The 18,153-nt window shown below is 71.4% G+C and carries 15 protein-coding genes; 6 read left to right on the top strand and 9 right to left on the bottom strand.

Features of this window, described 5'->3' with window-relative positions; all coding sequences use genetic code 11:
• Positions 1 to 52: 52 nt before the first annotated feature.
• The 4 genes from ABZ898_RS00575 to ABZ898_RS00560 all read right to left on the bottom strand — a co-directional run bounded on the left by ABZ898_RS00575 (position 53) and on the right by ABZ898_RS00560 (position 7,812).
• Positions 53 to 1,879, bottom strand: a complete 1,827-nt coding sequence (locus ABZ898_RS00575; protein ID WP_361651338.1) for an ABC transporter substrate-binding protein — start codon at positions 1,877 to 1,879, stop codon at positions 53 to 55.
• 88 nt (positions 1,880 to 1,967) lie between these two features.
• Positions 1,968 to 3,002, bottom strand: coding sequence for an ABC transporter permease (locus ABZ898_RS00570; RefSeq protein WP_361651336.1), 1,035 nt, complete (start codon positions 3,000 to 3,002; stop codon positions 1,968 to 1,970).
• Positions 3,003 to 3,580: 578 nt separating this feature from the next.
• Positions 3,581 to 5,488 carry a translational GTPase TypA gene (gene typA, locus ABZ898_RS00565; protein WP_361651334.1) on the bottom strand — a complete coding sequence of 636 codons (1,908 nt, stop codon included), beginning with the start codon at positions 5,486 to 5,488 and terminating at the stop codon, positions 3,581 to 3,583.
• 158 nt (positions 5,489 to 5,646) lie between these two features.
• Positions 5,647 to 7,812 carry an ABC transporter family substrate-binding protein gene (locus tag ABZ898_RS00560; protein ID WP_361651332.1) on the bottom strand — a complete coding sequence of 722 codons (2,166 nt, stop codon included), beginning with the start codon at positions 7,810 to 7,812 and terminating at the stop codon, positions 5,647 to 5,649.
• Between the two features lie 196 nt (positions 7,813 to 8,008).
• Between ABZ898_RS00560 and ABZ898_RS00555 the strand changes: the two genes are divergently transcribed.
• Complete coding sequence (locus ABZ898_RS00555; protein ID WP_361651330.1) at positions 8,009 to 9,514, top strand: hypothetical protein; 1,506 nt, start codon at positions 8,009 to 8,011, stop codon at positions 9,512 to 9,514.
• A gap of 164 nt (positions 9,515 to 9,678) precedes the next feature.
• On the opposite strand, the gene ABZ898_RS00550 is transcribed toward ABZ898_RS00555, so the two are convergent.
• The 5 genes from ABZ898_RS00550 to ABZ898_RS00530 form a co-directional block, all read right to left on the bottom strand.
• Positions 9,679 to 12,261, bottom strand: a complete 2,583-nt coding sequence (locus ABZ898_RS00550; protein WP_361651329.1) for a SpoIIE family protein phosphatase — start codon at positions 12,259 to 12,261, stop codon at positions 9,679 to 9,681.
• A 322-nt stretch (positions 12,262 to 12,583) separates the two neighbouring features.
• Complete coding sequence (locus ABZ898_RS00545) at positions 12,584 to 13,012, bottom strand: ATP-binding protein (protein WP_361651327.1); 429 nt, start codon at positions 13,010 to 13,012, stop codon at positions 12,584 to 12,586.
• A 184-nt stretch (positions 13,013 to 13,196) separates the two neighbouring features.
• Positions 13,197 to 13,607 carry a (deoxy)nucleoside triphosphate pyrophosphohydrolase gene (locus ABZ898_RS00540; RefSeq protein WP_361651326.1) on the bottom strand — a complete coding sequence of 137 codons (411 nt, stop codon included), beginning with the start codon at positions 13,605 to 13,607 and terminating at the stop codon, positions 13,197 to 13,199.
• A 72-nt stretch (positions 13,608 to 13,679) separates the two neighbouring features.
• Positions 13,680 to 13,871: an SPOR domain-containing protein gene (locus ABZ898_RS00535; RefSeq protein WP_361651325.1), complete on the bottom strand. Its 192-nt coding sequence runs from the start codon at positions 13,869 to 13,871 to the stop codon at positions 13,680 to 13,682.
• 415 nt (positions 13,872 to 14,286) lie between these two features.
• Positions 14,287 to 15,039 carry a GntR family transcriptional regulator gene (locus ABZ898_RS00530; RefSeq protein WP_361651323.1) on the bottom strand — a complete coding sequence of 251 codons (753 nt, stop codon included), beginning with the start codon at positions 15,037 to 15,039 and terminating at the stop codon, positions 14,287 to 14,289.
• A gap of 379 nt (positions 15,040 to 15,418) precedes the next feature.
• On the opposite strand from ABZ898_RS00530, the gene ABZ898_RS00525 reads away from it, so the two are divergent.
• The 5 genes from ABZ898_RS00525 (at position 15,419) to ABZ898_RS00505 (ending at position 18,094) form a co-directional block, all read left to right on the top strand.
• Entirely contained in the window at positions 15,419 to 16,636 is a 1,218-nt protein-coding gene (locus ABZ898_RS00525; protein WP_361651321.1) for a serpin family protein, read from the top strand.
• 44 nt (positions 16,637 to 16,680) lie between these two features.
• Positions 16,681 to 16,956 (top strand): hypothetical protein, encoded by a 276-nt coding sequence (locus ABZ898_RS00520; RefSeq protein WP_361651319.1) that lies wholly within the window; start codon positions 16,681 to 16,683, stop codon positions 16,954 to 16,956.
• On the top strand, positions 16,953 to 17,360 hold the full coding sequence (locus ABZ898_RS00515) for a PIN domain-containing protein (RefSeq protein ID WP_361651318.1): 408 nt from the start codon (positions 16,953 to 16,955) through the stop codon (positions 17,358 to 17,360). Before ABZ898_RS00520 ends, ABZ898_RS00515 begins: the two co-directional genes overlap by 4 nt.
• Positions 17,361 to 17,438: 78 nt before the next feature.
• Positions 17,439 to 17,705, top strand: coding sequence for a hypothetical protein (locus tag ABZ898_RS00510; protein WP_361651316.1), 267 nt, complete (start codon positions 17,439 to 17,441; stop codon positions 17,703 to 17,705).
• Entirely contained in the window at positions 17,702 to 18,094 is a 393-nt protein-coding gene (locus ABZ898_RS00505; protein WP_361651314.1) for a PIN domain-containing protein, read from the top strand. Before ABZ898_RS00510 ends, ABZ898_RS00505 begins: the two co-directional genes overlap by 4 nt.
• Positions 18,095 to 18,153: the final 59 nt, after the last annotated feature.

Below are 18,153 nucleotides of genomic sequence, written 5' to 3'. Positions count from 1 at the left end.
CCGGGCCCGGCGCGCCCCCCGCGGGTGCGCGCCGGACGCCGGGCGAGGGCGGTTACTTGATGAACAGACGGCGCGGGTCGATCCCGCTGAGCACGTCGTCGTAGACCAGGCCGCCGACCTTGGAACCGGCGATCTGCGTCTGCTTGTAGTACGCGGTCGGGACGACGTTGATGACGTCCTTCACGATGTACTGGTCGAGCTTCTCCCACTCGGACGCGGCCTTCGCCGGGTCGGTGATCTTGCCGATCCGGTCGATCTCGCTGTTGATCTTCGGGTCGTTGACCTGCGAGTAGTTCTGCGCGCCCTCGGCGATCACGCGGCCGTCGTACAGCGGCGGGATCACGGTCGAGGTGGACGGCCAGTCGGCGCCCCACGCGGTGTGGAAGATGTCGTAGTTGTTGTCCAGCTTGGAGACCTGGTCGTAGTAGGTCTCGGCCGGGATCTCCTGGCGCTGGACGTCGAAGCCGGCCTTCTTCAGGCCCGCCGCCATGGCGGTGGAGTACTGCTGGCCCTCGGGGGTGTTGATGTAACCGAAGGTCAGCTTCATGTTGAGCTTGCCGGCCTTCTTCAGCAGCTCCTTGGCCTTGGCCGCGTCACCGGCGGGCTTCTTCTTCTTGCCCCACGGGTCGAAGGCCGCGTCGTAGCCGGAGACGGTCGGGGAGATCAGACCGCCCGCGACCTCCATGGCGTCGGTGCCGCCGTAGGCACGGACGAACGGCGTGACCGGCAGGGCGTAGGCGATGGCCTCGCGGACCGTCTTGTCCTGCATCGGCTTGTGGCTCATGTTGATGTTCATCTGGCCGACGAACGACTGGTAGCCGGAGACCGTGCGCGACTTCAGCTTCGCGTCGTTCAGCACCGAGGACAGGTTGCCCGCGTCGACCTGGTTGTTGAAGCTGATGCCCGTCCGGTCCTTGCCGCCGTCGGCGAGCAGGGCCTTGGTGGACGCCTCGTACTGCTGGTTGAACGTGAAGTTGAACCGGTCGATGTACTGGTGGCGGATCGGGTCCGTCTTCGGGTCCCAGTTGGTGTTCTTCACCAGCACCATGGACTTGCCGGACTTGAACGACTCGACCTTGTACGGGCCGGTCGTCACGGGCGCCTTGTCGTAGCGCTCCTTGGTGTCGCCCTTCTGGGAGACGATCCCGTAGCCCGCCATGGCCAGCGCGTACGGCAGGTCGGCGTGCGGGGTCTTGAAGTGGAAGACGATCGTCTTGTCGTCCGGCGTCTCCAGCACCGAGTCCGGCAGGTGCTTGCCCTTGTAGGGGCCGTCCTTGAGCAGCTTGCGGTAGGTCGCGCCCGGCGAGTCGGCCAGCCACTGCTGGACGAAGGTCGGGCCCTGGTTGATGAAGGGCGCGAAGAGCCGCTCGACGCTGTGCCGGACGTCCTTGGACGTGATCGGCGTCCCGTCCTGGAACTTGATGCCGTCCTTGAGCGTGTACTTCCAGGTCTTGCCGCCGTCGGTGGTGGTGCCGGAGTCGGTGGCGAGGTCGCCGACCACCTCGTGCTTGCTGCCGTCGTCGCCGGTCGCCTTGTAGCCGGTCAGGCCACGGTGCAGCAGCGTGGCCAGCGAGCCCTCGTCGGCGACGTAGATCTGCGCCGGGTCGAGGTGCGCGTAGCTGTCGCGCTGGAGCACTTCCAGGGTGCCGCCGGGCTTGGCGCCGGGCACCTCGGCGGCCGGTCCGGTGGACGCCTTCGCGTCACCGAACTCGATCAGCGCCTGCTGGCGCTGGGCGTTCTGCTGCTGCTTGTCGTCGTCGCCGCCCTTGTCGCTGCCGCCCTTGCTGCAACCGGTGAGCACAAGCGCTCCGGCCGCGAGCACGGAAAGCGCGCCGTATGCGTGGCGTCCGCCCCTACTCGTCACGAGGTTCCCACCCATCTCTGTGTCACCAGTGCGTTCTGTGTCACCAGTGCGGAGAAACTGCTGGTAGTGCTGTGCGTGCGATGCTGTGGTGCGAAATGGACGGTCAGCGCGCCGACTTGGGGTCGAACGCGTCCCTGACCGAATCCCCGAGCAGGTTGAAGGCCACGATGAAGATGATCATCGAGATGCCGGGGAAGAACATGTAGGTGATGTCGTTCTGCATCACCAGTTCGGTGGACGCCTTGGAGAACATCTGCCCCCAGTCCGGCGTCGGTTCGACGATGCCCACGCCCAGGAAGGACAGTCCCGCCTCGGCGGTGACGAACGCGGGCAGCAGGTAGGTGGCCTGCACCAGCAGCGGGGTGACCACGTTCGGCAGGATCTCCTTGCTGATGATCCGCCACGGCGAGGCCCCGCTGACCCTCGCCGCCTCGATGAACTCCCGCTCGCGCAGGGCGAGCGAGGTGCCGCGCAGAATGCGGGCGAGACTCATCCAGCCCAGGAACCACTGGACGATGATCAGCGCGAACACCCGGACGTAGGTGGGGGTCTCGTCGCGGGGGCTGACGAACAGCGAGACGACGACCGGCATGCTCGCGATGAAGAACAACTGCGCCGGGAAGGCGAGGAGGAAGTCGATGACCCGGCCGATGACGAAGTCGACGCGCCCGCCGAGGTAGCCGGCCGCGACCCCGAGCAGGATGCCGGTGAGGACGACGGTTATGGTGACGGCCAGCGAGATCATCAGCGAGGTACGGATACCGAAGATGAGCTTGGTGAAGACGTCGTACCCGTTGCCCGGTTCGAGGCCGAACCAGAACTCGCCGCTGATACCGCCGTTGGGCTGCACCGGCACACCCGCGCTGTCGAACAGTTCGGGGCGCTCGTCCGCGTACACCGTGTACGGGTCCTTGCCGTACAGCTTGGAGATCAGCGGTGAGAGCAGCCCGATCGCGAAGAAGAAGGCCACCACACAGGCCGAGAGCACGCCGGTGCGGTCGCGCTTGAAGCGCAGCCACATCAGCCGGCCGGGAGAACGGCCTTCGAGCTGGGCGGTCTCGGCCTTCGTCAGCGGCCCTGGTTCGCCGTCGACGACGACCGAAGTCCCGCCGCCCTCGATGTCGAGAGGACTTGTCACGGTTCGTCCGTTTCGCAGATATGAGTGCGGGAGGTTCCGGGAAAGCTGGACAGCGCGCGAAACCGCAGCCGGACGCGCGTAGTTCTATGGCCGGATCAGACCGCTGGAAGCGACGGACAGCTCCGCTTGGCGCCTGTGACACCGCGCATGGGGGTTCCCTCCTCATGACTTCACGTGTTCACCAACAGGAGAGGGTTCCCGTCTTTCTCCCGACACCCCTGACGGAAGTTCAGACACCCTCTGGTGCTCGTGAGTCGGCGCTGTCCCCACAGCGCGTGACCCATTGACCCGAGCGGTACGCGGCTAACTATCTGCCATGAGCCACATGGCGACCACAGTCTTTAAATCTCAATTCAGTCACGGCTGACGGGCCGAACTTCCAAAAACCGGACAAACATCTCCCCTACTGAAGGCCACGAAACGGACGTGTTACATGGCTATCGGTCCGGGATCTCCGCGTTCCGGACACCCGCACCCCCGCCGCCCGGGCGAAAACAGGTTGCGAAAAAGCCCGGCCGCCCCCGAGACGGGGACGGCCGGGCTCAACCACCCGGCGCTCAGGCCGGATTGTTCAGACGTCAGTTGTGCTTGGCACGGCTGGCGGTGCGGCCGCGCTCCTTCTGGTCGAGCACCACCTTGCGGATGCGAACCGCCTCCGGGGTCACCTCGACGCACTCGTCGTCGCGGCAGAACTCCAGCGACTGCTCCAGGGAGAGCTTGCGCGGCGGGACGATCGCCTCGAACGAGTCGGCCGAGGCCGACCGCATGTTCGTGAGCTTCTTCTCCTTGGTGATGTTCACGTCCATGTCGTCGGAGCGCGAGTTCTCGCCGACGATCATGCCCTCGTACACCTCGGTGCCCGGGTCGGTGAACAGCACGCCGCGCTCCTGGAGGTTCGTCATCGCGAACGCGGTGACCGAACCGGAGCGGTCGGCGACGAGCGAACCGTTGTTACGGGTCGTCAGGGTGCCGAACCACGGCTCGTGGCCCTCGTGGATGGAGTGGGCGATGCCCGTACCACGGGTGTTGGTCAGGAACTCCGTACGGAAGCCGATGAGGCCGCGCGACGGGACGACGAACTCCAGGCGGACCCAGCCGGAGCCGTGGTTGGACATGTTGTCCATGCGGCCCTTGCGGACACCCATGAGCTGCGTGACCGCGCCCATGTGCTCCTCGGGGACGTCGATCGTCATGCGCTCGACGGGCTCGTAGGTCTTGCCGTCGATCTGCTGGGTGACGACCTGCGGCTTGCCGATGGTCAGCTCGAAGCCCTCGCGGCGCATCTGCTCGACCAGGATGGCGAGCGCCAGCTCACCACGGCCCTGGACCTCCCAGGCGTCCGGGCGCTCGGTGTCGAGCACGCGGAGGGAGACGTTACCGATCAGCTCGCGGTCGAGGCGGTCCTTGACCTGGCGGGCGGTGACCTTGCGGTCCTTGACCGCGGACTTGGCGTCCGCGCCCTTGCCCGTGCCGCCGCGGCCGACCAGCGGCGAGGTGTTGGTGCCGATGACCATGGAGATCGCGGGCTCGTCCACCGTGATCAGCGGGAGCGCGACGGGGTTCTCCGGGTCGGCGAGGGTCTCACCGATCATGATGTCCGGGATACCGGCGACGGCACAGATGTCACCGGGGCCCGCCACCTCGGCCGGCTTGCGGGTGAGCGCCTCGGTCATCATCAGCTCGGTGATGCGCACGTTCTGGACCGTGCCGTCACGCTTGATCCACGCGACGGTCTGGCCCTTGCGCAGCTCGCCCTGCTCGACACGGAGCAGCGCGATACGGCCGAGGAAGTTGTCCGCGTCGAGGTTGGTGACGTGGGCCTGCAGCGGCGCGTCCTCCTCGTACGTCGGGGCCGGGACGTGCTCCAGGATCGTGGAGAAGAACGGCTCCAGGCTGGTGGAGTCCGCCGGGACCGTGCCGTTCTCCGGCTTGGTCAGCGAGGCGATGCCGTCACGGCCGCAGGCGTAGACGATCGGGAACTCGATCTGCTCCTCGTCCGCGTCCAGGTCGAGGAAGAGGTCGTAGGTCTCGTTGACGACCTCGTCGATGCGCGAGTCGGGGCGGTCCGTCTTGTTGATGCACAGGATGACGGGCAGCCGCTGCTGGAGCGCCTTGCGCAGCACGAAGCGGGTCTGCGGGAGCGGACCCTCGGAGGCGTCGACGAGCAGGACGACCGCGTCCACCATCGACAGACCACGCTCGACCTCGCCACCGAAGTCGGCGTGGCCGGGGGTGTCGATGATGTTGATCGTGATCGGGTCCCCGCCGTCCTTGGGGTGGTACTTCACCGCCGTGTTCTTGGCGAGGATCGTGATGCCCTTCTCACGCTCCAGGTCGTTCGAGTCCATCATGCGGTCGTCGACGGAGTCGAGCTGGTGGGCGGCGAACGCGCCGGCCTGCTTCAGCATGCCGTCGACGATGGTGGTCTTGCCATGGTCGACGTGGGCGACGATGGCGACGTTACGGATGTCGTGGCGCGTGGCCATATTGCGGCGTTCTCCCGGAGTGTGCGGACTGCCCTGCGCGGGATTCTCTTGCGCGGGACCTGCCGGGCTGGACACGCCACGGCCTCACCCCATGGTACGTGGCCCTGCGGGGGACGGCCTCCGCAGGGCCACAAGGGCCGGTTCCGGTCAGTTCACGATCAGCTCTTGGACGGGCTCGGCGCGACCTTCGCGCCCTTCTTCAGGAAGCCCATGTCCTCGTAGACGGGCGTCTGGAAACCGAAGGCACCGACGTTGACCAGGGTCTTCCGCACCCCGACCAGCTGAGGGCGCTGGTAGAGCGGGATGGAGCCCGCGGCCGCCCAGATCCGGGTGTCGGCCTTGCGGATCAGGTCCCGCGACTCCTCCTCGTCCAGCGTCGAGGCGGCCTGGTCGAAGAGCTGGTCCACCTGGTCGGTGCCGACGCGGGTGTAGTTCTGCTCGACGTTCACCGAGCCGTCCGCGGCGGGCGCCGGCTTGGCGAAGATCGGGCGCGCGTCGGTGGCAGGGAACGCGGAGGCGGGCCAGGAGTACAGGGCGAGGTCGAAGTCGCCGGCCGCGATGTGGTCCTTGAAGTAGCTCTCGTCGGAGACCTTCACGACGGTGGTGCGGATACCGACCCGCTCCAGCATCGCGGAGATCCGCCCGGCCACGGTGTTCAGCGTCTGCGAGCCCGCGCCGGTGGGGAGCACGAAGCGGAGGTTGAGCGCCTGGCCGTCCTTGGCGAGCGGGCCGTTGACCGCGCCGGCCGGGGCCGCGGTGCCCTTGGGGGCGTACGCGCCGGGGGCGCCGCCCTGGCCGGAGTACTGCTTGCCGTCCTGGGCGAGGTGGCGGCCGTCGCCGCGCTCGTGCTTGCCGTCGCCGTCGTCGTGGTTCTTGTCGTCCTCGCCGACGATGTACTCACCGTCCTTGCCGCCCTCGGACCGGTCCTCGTCGTCCTTGGCGCTCTCGGGGCCCGCGGCCTCGCCGGTCTTCTCCGCCTTGACCGGGCCGCCCGCCACCCAGCCCGCGTCCGCGAGCAGGGCCTGCGCCTCCTTGGTGTCCTGGCCGCCGAGGGCGCCGCTGTTGTCGGCGTAGGCCGCCTGGCCGGACAGCGCGAGGTGGCTGCCGACCGGCTCGGCGGGCAGGCCGAGCGGGGTGAGCACCAGCCTGGCCAGCTCCTTGCGGTCCAGCGCACGGGCCACCGCCCGGCGCACCCGCTCGTCGGCGAGCACCCCGCCGGAGCCGTTCAGGGCGAGCTGGGTGTAGGCGGGCTCCAGCGACTTGCGCACCTCGAAGGAGCGCAGCGCGTCCTGCTCCTCCAGGTACCGGGTGATGGCCTTGCGCAGCTTCTTCTGCCCGGCGTGCGCCACCTTCCCGCGCTCCAGCCCGTGGGCGAGCGCCCAGGACCGGAGCTTCTTGGCGGAGGTCTTGCCGCCGCCCACGAGGGGGCTGCCGGTCCCGGCGCCTCCGGCGGCGCCGCCGATCCGCCCGGCGTCCGCCGCGTCGACGTCGGCGACGTCCACGGTCCCGTCGGCCAGCGCGGCCGCCCGGTCGTCCCGCGGGACGGTGTGCAGCGTGATGCCGTCGAGCTTGGCGGGCTGTCCCCACCAGCGCGGGTTGCGGGTGAGGACGATGTCCTTGGCCGCGGTGTCGACCTTCTCCACCTTGAACGGCCCCGCGGTGGTCCTGAGCTTGCGCCGGGCGCCGTCGTTGAAGGCGTCCGGGGTGCCCATGACGTCCTTCGGGTACAGCGGGGAGAACAGGGACTTCCAGTCGGCGTAGGGCCGGGAGAAGGTGACCCGGACCTGGAGGTCGCTGGCGCCGCGCTCGATCTTGGCGATGCGGTCGTAGCCCGCGTTGCGGGCGGTCCAGTAGGCGCTGTCCTTGCCGGACAGGGCGCGCCACTGGGCGACGAAGTCGGCGGCGCCGATCTCCCGTCCGTCGCTCCAGACCGCCTGCTGGTTCAGCTTGTACAGGACCACCTGGCGCGGCTCGGTCTCGATGACCTTGGCGGACTCCAGGTAGGCGGGGTTCACCGCCGGGCGTCCGTTCGCGTCGAGCTGGAACATCGAGGGGAGCGTGGCCTGGGCGATCCGGGTGGTGCCCGCGTCCGCGTCGGCCTGGTAGGCGTTCAGGGTCTCCGGCAGCGCGTCCACGGCCCACTTCATGGTGCCGCCCTGGGCGACCTTGGCCCGGGTGACCTGCGCGATGTCCTGTCCGGCCAGGGGGCGGCTGGCCTTCTCGTCCGAACCGCACCCGGCGAGGAGGGGCACCGCGAGTGCGCCCGCGGTGAGGAAGGCGGTCGCGCGCAGGACCGCGCGTGAGCCGACGCCGTCGTGGGACATCTCTGCTACCTCCGGAAGGGCGCGGGCGTGTTGATCACTTTTGGCGGTATATGGAGCTGATCAGATCTATGCGCCCACTGAAAACGACGGCACCGGGGGAAACGGGGCGACACGACCGCACCGCACGCCAAGCCCACCCGTGCGGCGCAACCCCGCCCGCTCGCGCGGGCCCGTACCCGCCCATACGCTCCCAAAGGTGACGTCCTCCCTGGTCCGGGGCCGCCCCCGGCACGCCACGGCGCACATACGGGTGCGGGTCGCGCACGCGCTGGTCGGCGCGGTCGCCGGGGCGGGCTGGCTGGCGATCCCGGTCCTCGCGGTCCAGGAACCGGCGACGGCCGCCCCGCCCGCGCACTCCGCCCCCGAAGACCCCGGGGACTCCCCTTCGCCCGGCGAGTCCTCCGCCGTCGACCTGATCCTCCCCGTCGCCGTGCTCGGCACGGCCGGCGTCCTGATCGCCTACACGCACGTACGCCGCTCCCGCCGCCCCAGCCGCGCCCCCGGCGTCGTCTCCGCCGCCCCGCCCGCCGCCACCCCGGCCGAGTCCGAGCGCCAGGTCCGCGAGGCCCTGGTCCAGGCCGACGACAGCGTCCGGGCGAGCGAGGAGGAGCTGCCCTTCGCGGCCGCCGTGGTGGACGGGCCGGCCCTCGCCCCGTTCCGCCGGGCCGTCCAGGCCGCCCGCACGGAGGTGTCCGCCGCGTTCGGCCTGTGGCACCGGTACGAGGAGGGCGAGCCCGCGGACCCCGGCGACCGGACGCGGGCGCTCGTGGCGGTCGTCGGCCGGTGCGCGGAGGCGGGGCGCCTGCTGGACGCGAGCGCCGGTGAACTGGACCGGCTGCGCTGGAACGACGTGCGGCACCCCCTGGAGGTCGCGGAGGAGACCTTCCGGCGGCTGGGGGCGCGGGCGGCGGGCACACGGGCCACGGCCCTTGCCCTGCGGGAGCGGTACGGGCCCTCGGTGGGCGCCCGGGCCACCGGGTGCGCCGAAGAGGCCATGGACCGGCTGGTGTTCACCACCGCCCAGCTCAACGAGGCCCGCCGCGCGGCCGACTCGGGCGACGACGGGCGGGCGGTGCGTCAACTCCGGTGCGCCGAGGGCGCGATGGCACAGGCCGGGATTCTGGTGGCCGGGGTGGACCGGCTGGCCCGCAGGCTCTTGGAGGCCGCGGCGCTGGTCCCGGCCGCGCTGACCGGGGCGGAGGCGGTGCTGGCGGCGGACACACCGGCACCCTCGGGCGCCGACGCCACCCTGGCCGCCGTCCGTACGGAGCTGACGGCGGGCCCGTACGACCCGCTGGACGCCCTGCGGCGGATCACCCGCGCCCTGGTGCGGCTGCCAGGGGCCCGGAGCGGGGTGCTCGACACCGCCGCCGACCTGGTCGCCCGGGCAGCCGCCGGCGAGGCGGAGGACTACGTCGCGGTGCACCGGGGCGCGGCCGGCGCCGACTCCCGCTCCCTGCTCGCGGCAGCCGTACGCACCCTCGCCGAGGGCCACCCCGTCGAAGCGGCCGTCCTCGCCCGCCGCGCTCTGGAACTGGCCGAACGGGACGTACGGGCACACGGCATACCCGAGTCCGGCACCGGCGGAACCGCCGGAGCGGCCCTCGGCGGGGTACTGCTCGGCGAGGAGCCGGACGGCGGCCCGCCGGCCGCCTTCGGCGGGCCGGAGACGCGCGGCCGCCTCCGGACCGGAACGGACTGAGCGCCGCCTTCCGAGGACGCGCGGCGCAGCGATGCGCTGTTCTCCGCCGCCGGGCCGCGCCGGGCCCCCGCCGACACGATCAGGTCCGGCTCGGGACGCGGCCGCCCGGCCCGCCACGCGCCGACGGCTCTCCGTAACGCGCCCAGCCCGCCCGGCAGGGCCCCTCAGAACAGGCTGAGCAGCGCCTCCGCCGGATCGGTCAGCGGACTGTCCGCGCCCGGCAGCGGCAGCTCGAACCACACCGTCTTGCCGCGCGGCGTACGCCGGGAACCCCACGCCGCGCTGAGCAGCCCGACCAGCTGCAGCCCGCGCCCGCCCTCGTCGGTGTCCCGCGCGCGCCGCCTGCGGGGCTGGACCAGACCGGCGTCCCAGACCTCGCAGACCAGGGTGCGGTCCAGCAGCAGCCGGAGCCTGATCTCCCCCTCGCCGTACCGCAGGGCGTTGGTCACCAGCTCGCTGACCAGGAGTTCCGTGGTGTCGACCAGGGGCTCCAGGTCCCAGCTCAGCAGTTGCGCCCGCGCGTACTCACGGGCCCGGCCCACGCTGCGCGGCTCGCGCGGCAGCGTCCAGTCGCCGACCGACTCGGCGGGCAGACCCTGGACGCGGGCCATGAGCAGGGCGATGTCGTCCTCGCCGTGCCGGGTGTCGAGGCTGTTCAGGACGTGGTCGCAGACGTCCTCCAGCGGCCGGGAGGGGTCGGTGAGCGCCTGCACGAACGCCTGCAGCCCCTCGTCCAGCGGATGGTCGCGGGACTCGACCAGACCGTCGGTGTAGAGCGCGAGCAGGGCGCCCTCGGGCAGATCGACCTCCACCTCCTCGAACGGCTCGCCGCCCACGCCCAGCGGCATCCCCGGCGGCACGTCCAGCATCAGCGCGGGCTCGCCCGGCTCCACCAGCACCGGCGGGAGATGCCCGGCGTTGGCGAAGGTGCAGCGCCGGGTGACGGAGTCGTAGACCGCGTACACACAGGTGGCGAGGTAGACCTCGCTCAGGTCGGCGTCGCGCGGCTGGCGCGCCGCCCGGGTGGCCTGCTGGACCCCGCCGGGGGTGCCGAGACCGCGCGCGATCTCGTCCAGCGCGGAGAGCACTTCGGCCGGTTCGAGGTCGAGCAGCGCCAAGGTGCGCACCGCCGTACGGAGTTCGCCCATCGCCACGGCAGCGCGCAGCCCCCGCCCCATCACGTCACCGACCACCAACGCGGTCCGGTGGCCGGGCAGTTCGATAACGTCGAACCAGTCGCCGCCGACCTCGGTGGCCGCGTTGCCGGGCAGATAGCGGCAGGCGATGTCCAGGCCGGACGCCTCGGGGTCGCCGGGCGGCAGCAGGGACCGCTGGAGTATCAACGCGCGTTCGTGCTCACGCCGGTAGAGCCGGGCGTTGTCGATGCAGACGGCGGCCCGCGCGGCCAGCTCCACCGCCAGGTCGCGGTCGCGGTCCCCGAACGGCTCGCTGCCCTTGGTACGGGCGAACTGCACGATGCCCACCACCGTGTCGTGCGCGACCATCGGCACGGCCAGCGTGGACTGCACCAGCCCGCCCTCCTCGGCGGGCACCCGCTGCGGCCGGGCGGTGCGCAGGGCGTCCGCGCAGGGCGAGTTGAAGGGGAAGCGGTGCACCGCGCCCAGCTCCACCCGCTCCCCCGCGCCGCCGAAGGGCTCGTCGGAGACGGCACTGGCGAAGGCCACCCGGCGCAGTTCCGCGCTGCCGTCGGCCAGCTTGGGCGGGGCCTCGTCGCCGGTCAGCAGCGCCTGGTAGAGGTCGACGGTGGCCAGGTCGCAGAAACCGGGGACGACCACGTCGAGCAGTTCGCGGGCGGTCGTCTCCAGGTCGAGCGAGTTCCCTATGCGGGCCCCGGCCTCGTTGAGCAGGGCGAGGTTGCGCCGCGCGGAGGCGGCCTCACGGGCGGCCTCGCGGCGGGCGGTGATGTCGGTGCCGAGCCAGGCCACGCCGATGGGGCGTCCGCTGCCGCTGTGCACGCGGTAGAGGTTGATGGACCAGTGCCTGCGCTCGTCGGAGTCGGGGACGAAGCCGGTGACGTGCATGTCGGCGATGGACTCACCGGTCTCCAGCACCCGGCGCATGGTGGCCGACACCCGGTCCGCCTCGGCGCGCGGCAGATAGTCGTGCACGCCCTTGCCGCGGTGGTCGTCCGGGGTGCCGCCGAAGGTCGAGGCGAAGCGCATGTTGGCCCGGCGCACCCGCAGATCGGTGTCGATCAGCAGGAACCCGAAGGGAGATTGGCCGAATATCGCCTGCGAGGCGGCGAGGTCGGTCTCGATGCTGCGCAGCGTCCGCACGTCCACGACGATGCACACGGCGGCCTTGTCGCCCTCGGCGGTCCGGGTCGGCATGACGTAGACCTCCGCCATGCCCTCCTCGCCGCGCGAGCCGTCGTCCCCGTCCGGCATCCGGAAGGGCACCACGCCGGTCCACTCACGGCCGTCCAGGATCTCCGCCATCTTGCGCTGACCACGACTGCGCAGGTCGGGATCGACGAACGCCTCGATCGGGTCGAGCCCCACGGCCCGGCCGGCCGGGACGCCGAAGAGCTGTTCGGCGCGCAGGCTCCACTGCTCGATCAGACCGCCGGGGCTGAGGGAGAAGGAGGCGACCCTTATGTAGTCGTAGATCGAGCCGGGCGGACTGCTCTGCCACATGTCAGCGGGGGCCGCCTCTTCGGCGGCCCGGCCCCTCGCGCCGTCCGACGGGTCCTCGGACTCCGTGGCCTTCGCTGGTATCTCGCTCACGCGAACCGTCCCCTCCAGCTCACCGCGTCCGGCACCGGTCACCGGGGGCGGCTGCCCGCAGTATCCAGCACTACGGCGCCGCACAACACGGTGTTCACGATCACAGCTCGGTACGGGTGCCTTCCGGACCGGGCCGCGACAACACTTCCAGTCTTCTAACCAGGGAACACGACCTCGAACCACGCGCCCGGCAACGCGCTTGCGCACCGGGGCACGAGCCGACCCACGCGGGGGCGCGCGCACCCCCCGCGTACCCCCGGTTCACCCCGCCGTGCCCCTGATGCCCCCGCCCGCGCTCCGGGTCGTGGGGCACTCGCGGGCATCATTCGGGGATGGCCAGCTCGAACCAGACGGTCTTGCCGCCGGCGCCGGGCCGGGTGCCCCAGCGACGGGATGAGCCGGCCACGAGCTGAAGGCCGCGCCCGCTCTCGTCCTCGGGCCGCGGGACCCGCTCGCGCGGCGGATCGGGCAACGGGTCGGACACCTCCACCAGCAGGGTGCCGCCGAGACCGCCGGGGCGCACCAGGCGCAGCCCGATGGGACCGTCCGCGTGCCGCAGGGAGTTGGTCACCAGCTCGCTGACCAGCAACGCCGTCAGATCGGCGAGGGAATCCAGCTGCCAGCCGCCCAACTGGCTCCGGACAGCGGTACGGGCCGCGCGCACCGCGCCGGGTTCCGCCGGGAACGTCCACTCGGCGCAGTCGCCCTCGGTGTCGAACACGCCGATCACTTCCCAGGCCAACGAGCCCACCCATGTCCGATTTCATGGGGTTACTGGCCACATACCCGGTATCCAGTGGGCAGTACCGCGCGGGCCGGGACACTGTGGCACGAACGGCGTACCCGCTCCGGGGCACACGGCCCCCAGGGGCGTGACGGGCGGCGGCCGCCTCCCGGTCCGCGCCACGCGCCGGCCGGTGCGTCCCGTACGCCGGTCAGCGCGCCCGCGCGCCGAGGCGTGCGGCGATCTCCCGGACGGCCGGCACGTCCTGGTCGAGCCAGGGGACCTCCCAGAGGCGGTCGGGGGTGAGCCAGCGCAGCTCGTCGTGATCCTCAAGGGCCTCGGGTTCCGGGGACCCCGGACGGAGCCGGGCCGTCCACACCCGCAGTACGTAAGGGGGCCTCAGGGGCCACTCCCCCGGCACGCGTTCGACCGCCTCGGCGTCCACGCCGAGTTCCTCGCGCAGCTCGCGCACGAGCGCGTCGTCGGGCCGCTCGCCGGGCTCGACCTTGCCGCCCGGCAGCTCCCAGCGCCCGGCCAGCTCCGGCGGCGCGCTGCGGCGCGCTGCGAGCAGCCGGTCCCCGTCGAGCAGTGCGGCTCCGACCACCACGATCCGTTCGGTCATGGTCCGGAGCCTACGGGAGCACGCGCGCGGTCAGTCGCGCCCGGTCGGTCGCGCGCGGCCGGTCGCGCACGGTCAGTTGCGCGTGCTCTCGCCGTGCTGCCCCACGCGCTCGACGCAGTAGAGCTGCCTGTGCCCGTGGCCGTCGAGACTGTCGGCGATCTTCTGGGCCTCGGCCCGCGTCGCGTACCGGCCGACCCGGTAGCGATTGCCGTTGTCGTCCTGCCGTATGACGAGCCAGGGCAGAACGACCGCACCCTCGTTCATCGCCCCCACCGTTTCCCTTCCCGTGCCACTTCGCACCGGCCCCACCCGCTTCCCGCTCCGGGGTTCCAAGGTGTCCCGCCCGAGGAAACCGCAATACGCATATGCCCGAGCGTACGCCCAACCTTCACACAGCGAATACGGCTTTTCACGAAGAGGTACGCAACCGGCCAGAACGCATGGGGCGCACGGAATCGAACGCGCCGCGTCGGCCGAGGGTACGGAGAAAGCCGCCCGGTCCGGGCCGACCCACGGCCACCAGCGAGAACGGCCGGATCGCGGCGGGTCGCCGGACCCCGGCGCACGAATCGCACGCCGGGGCACGTCACAGGGGGAGCGTGTCCCGTGTGCGCTACCTCACCGAGGGGTCAGCGGGTTGGGTGGGGGTGATGAGAGATCCGGCGCAGGGCCGAAGGATCTAGCGCACGGTGAGGTGGTAGGCGACCTGGTAGCGGTCGGCGGGGATGACCACGTCCGCGGTCTCCACCGGGCGGCCCGAGGCGTAGTAGGTGCGCTGGATGACCAGGACCACATGGCCGGGGACGCCGCCGAGCAGGATCAGCTCCTCGGCGAGGCCGGGGCGGGCCCCGACCTCCTCGGTGACGTTGTCCACGATGACGTCGATGGCACGCATCCGCTCCACGACGCCCATCCCGCCGAGCGGCCCCTCCTCCGGCAGCATGACCGGGGTGCGGCCGGTCACCGCCAGCGGCTCCCAGGAGGTGGAGAGCATCATCGGCTCCCCGGCGTCCCGGAACAGGTACTTGGTGCGCATCACACGCTCACCGGGCTTGATGCCGAGCCGCTCGGCGATCCCCGACCCGGCCTCGGCCCGCTCGCTGCTGGACTCCCAGGTGCCGCGCGCGCTCGCGTCGGCCTGCTCCTGCCGGAAGGGGGTGGCGCCGCCCGAGGGGCGGTATCCCGAGCGCGCCACACTGCGGGGCACCGGCCGCTCGCGGACGTACGTCCCCGAACCGGACCGGCCCTCGACCAGCCCCTCGGCCATCAGCACCTTGCGGGCCTCCAGCGCGACCGTGTCCGAGACGCCGTACTCCTGGCGGATGCGGGCCTGCGAGGGGAGGCGCGTATGGGGCGGCAGTGAACCGTCGACGATCTTCTGGCGGAGATCACCCGCCACACGCAGGTACGCCGGCTGTTCACCGAATGTCACGGGCCGCTCCCATCAGGTTGTACAGACAGCGACAGGGTGGCAACCGTGGGTTGTGCCACGCAAGCAGAGGCCAGAGAATCACTCGAAGTGATGACGGGGGGCCGCGCACACCCGCGTCCAGCGGCTTTCTCCGCTGATGACTCCCCCGTCCCGTCGTGATCACACCTGGGCACCCACCGGTTTCACCCGGCGCGCGAGAGGGACACCGGTACCGTTTCCGGGACGAGTCACGGCAGCGGGGGCGAGCGAGGACGCTCGGTCGGGCTACCGTACGAATGCGCGCATGGTGAGCGGGTCCGGACAAGACCGGAAAGCGCCCCGGCCCCGAACGGGCGCCGCGCGCAACGGACATGGGGGCGGACGAAGCGTGGGGGACACAATGAGCGGCACACTCGCGGAGAGCGCCACGCGGGCGGTCAACGGCCTCACCGCGCGGTGGGCACGGACGGTCGCGGCGGAGGACGGGACGGTCTTCTCGGCGGCCGGCGTGTGGCCGCTGCTGGCCTTCCTCGCCGACGGCGCGGGCGGCGCCGCGCGGGCGGAGCTGTCGGACGCCCTGGGCGTCCCCGCCGACGCGGCGGCAGCGGCGGCCCGCGGGCTCCTCGCCGACCTGGCCTCGGTGACCGGCCTGGACGCGGCACTCGGCCTGTGGACCCACCAGTCGCTGCGGCTCCGGGGCGACTGGCGCGCCGGGCTGCCCGCGGGCACGCAGGGCACGTTCGGGGACGACCTGATCACCGCTCAGGAACGCCTCGACGCCTGGGCCGCCGAGCGCACCGACGGCCTGGTCGAGCGGATGCCGATGAAACTCACCCGGGACGCCCGGGTGGTGCTGGCCGGCGCGCTGTCCCTGCGCACGACCTGGCGCCAGCCCTTCACCGAGATCCCGCTGCGCCCGGAGCACGGGCCCTGGCAGGGCCGCACCCTGCTCGGCCTCTTCCGCCGGTCGGTACGGCCGGACCGGGTGGGCGTGGCGGCGACCCCGGACGGCCATGTCACCTCCCTGACCATCCCCGGCGACAACGGCATCGACGTCCACCTGGTGCTCGGCGAGGAGGGCATGACCCCGGGTCAGGTCATCACCGCCGGAGTGGGCCTGGTGGAGCGCGCGTTCCCGGTCACCGAGGGCGGCCGTCTGCCCCTCGGGCACGCGGGTCCGGGCCTGCACGTGGAGCAGCGCCCGTCCGCGAGCCCGGAGCCGACGGCCCTGGACGTCCGCACGGTCGCGTACGAGGTACGCGCCGACCACGACCTCCTGGCCGACCCCGACCTCTTCGGCCTGACCACCGCCCAGTACACCCCCGGCGCCCACTTCCCCGGCATCGCGGACGCCCCCCTGGCGATCGGCGCGGCCCGCCAGTCGGCGGTGGCCCAGTTCGGCGCGAAGGGCTTCAGGGCGGGCGCGGTGACGGCGGTCGCGGCCCGCGCGGGAAGCGCCCCGCGGCACACCCACACCACCACGGTCCTCACCCTCACCTACGACCGCCCCTTCGCCTTCCTCACCACCACCCGCTCCCCCCGCCTCCTCCTCACCACGGGCTGGGTGACGAGCCCTGTGCCTTATCCGGCGATGCGCCTGACGCCTCCGGCTGTGTAGCAGGACCCCGGCGCTGTAATAGTTTCTGTACTAGATTTGAGCTCATGACGTCACCCCGCCCCGGCGGCACGGAGAACATCTCCGTCTCGATGCCCTCGGAACTCCTCGGTGCTCTGCGCTCGCGCACGGGCAAGCGTGGCGTGTCCGCGTACGTGACCGCGGCGGTCCGGCATCAGTTGGCGATGGACGGTCTCGCCGAGATCGTGGCCGCCTACGAAGCCGAGCACGAGCCGTTGAGCGAGGCCGAGGTCCAGGCAGCTCAGCGCGAACTGTTCGGCGACGCACCGGCGCCCTACGCGTCGGACGACAGCGCCGCATGAAGGAACCCGCGGCCCGGTCCCTGGTCCTCGACTCCCAGGCGCTGTCACTGCTGCTGCGCGACGACCGCCAGATGATCACCCGGATCGAGGCCGCCCGGCGCGTAGGCGTACCCGTCCTCGTGTCCGCCCTGACGGTGGTGGAGGCCGTCCACGGGAAGACGGACACCGCCCGGCTTCACTGGGTGCTCTCCCGTCTCCAGGTCCAGGACGTCACCCGGGCCGACAGCCTCACCGCGGTCCAGCTGCTGAGCGACGCCGGCGGCCTGCACGGCCACAAATACGCCATCGACGCCCTCGTCACCGCGATGTCGCTCCGCTCCCCGGCCCCCGTCCTCGTACTGACCTCGGACCGCGACGACTGGTCGAAGCTGTGCGGCGACCAAGTCCAGATCAAGGACGTCTGACGGCGGCGCCCACTCCGCGCTTGTCGGCACGCGATTCGTGCACCGACACCGAAGGCCATACCGCGCTATGGTCGATGTATGGCTACCAAGAAGGTGACTATCACTCTCGACGAATCCCTGGTCGAAGCCCTGGCCGGAGCCGCCGAAGAAGAAGGCATCCCGCTCTCCCGTCTCGTCGCCGGAGCAGCCGAACGCGAGCTGCGCCTGCGGGCCGGCAGGGCCGTCATTCGGGAGTGGCAGGCGGAGAACGGCGCCTTCACCCCGGAAGAGCTCGCCGCCGCCCGCGCGGACATCGCCGCCGCCGACGCCGAGTACCTCAGCGGTTCCGGAGCCTCGGCCGCGTGAACATCCCCTACCTGTACGACGCCGGGGTCCTCATCGCCATCGACAACGACGACCGGAGTATGTGGGCCCGCCACAGCCTGGCCCTCGAAGACGGCCGGGACATCCACGTCCCGGCCGTTGTCGTCAGCCAGGCATGGCGGGACGCCCGCCGCCAGGTCAGACTCGGTAAGTTCCTCGCCGGGTGCCACGTCGTACCCGTCGGCCTCGAAACCGCCAAAGCCGCAGGCATCCTCTGCGGCAAGGCCGGCACTTCCGACATCGTCGACGCCACCGTCGTAACCATGGCAGCCGGCCTCGGCGCCATCATCTGGACGTCGGACCCGAAGGACATCCGCACCCTCGTCGACGCCCAGGACATCAAACCCGCCCCTGTCGTCCGCACCATCTAGCAACCGATGACCTCCTGGGAAGCCCTGGCGCTCGCAGATGCGGATGATCCTGGGGTGCG

The organism is Streptomyces sp. NPDC046860 (assembly GCF_040645115.1).
Classification (GTDB): Bacteria; Actinomycetota; Actinomycetes; order Streptomycetales; family Streptomycetaceae; genus Streptomyces.
Note: the sequence above shows the minus strand (reverse complement) of the source record. Positions and strands in the feature narration are given on the sequence as shown.

Coding starts and splice junctions, on each gene's coding strand:
- ABZ898_RS00575 (WP_361651338.1), bottom strand. CDS start 1,879: ATGGGTGGGAACCTCGTGACGAGTAGGGGCGGACGCCACGCATACGGC.
- typA (WP_361651334.1), bottom strand. CDS start 5,488: ATGGCCACGCGCCACGACATCCGTAACGTCGCCATCGTCGCCCACGTC.
- ABZ898_RS00560 (WP_361651332.1), bottom strand. CDS start 7,812: ATGTCCCACGACGGCGTCGGCTCACGCGCGGTCCTGCGCGCGACCGCC.
- ABZ898_RS00540 (WP_361651326.1), bottom strand. CDS start 13,607: ATGACCGAACGGATCGTGGTGGTCGGAGCCGCACTGCTCGACGGGGAC.
- ABZ898_RS00535 (WP_361651325.1), bottom strand. CDS start 13,871: ATGAACGAGGGTGCGGTCGTTCTGCCCTGGCTCGTCATACGGCAGGAC.
- ABZ898_RS00525 (WP_361651321.1), top strand. CDS start 15,419: ATGAGCGGCACACTCGCGGAGAGCGCCACGCGGGCGGTCAACGGCCTC.
- ABZ898_RS00520 (WP_361651319.1), top strand. CDS start 16,681: ATGACGTCACCCCGCCCCGGCGGCACGGAGAACATCTCCGTCTCGATG.
- ABZ898_RS00515 (WP_361651318.1), top strand. CDS start 16,953: ATGAAGGAACCCGCGGCCCGGTCCCTGGTCCTCGACTCCCAGGCGCTG.
- ABZ898_RS00510 (WP_361651316.1), top strand. CDS start 17,439: ATGGCTACCAAGAAGGTGACTATCACTCTCGACGAATCCCTGGTCGAA.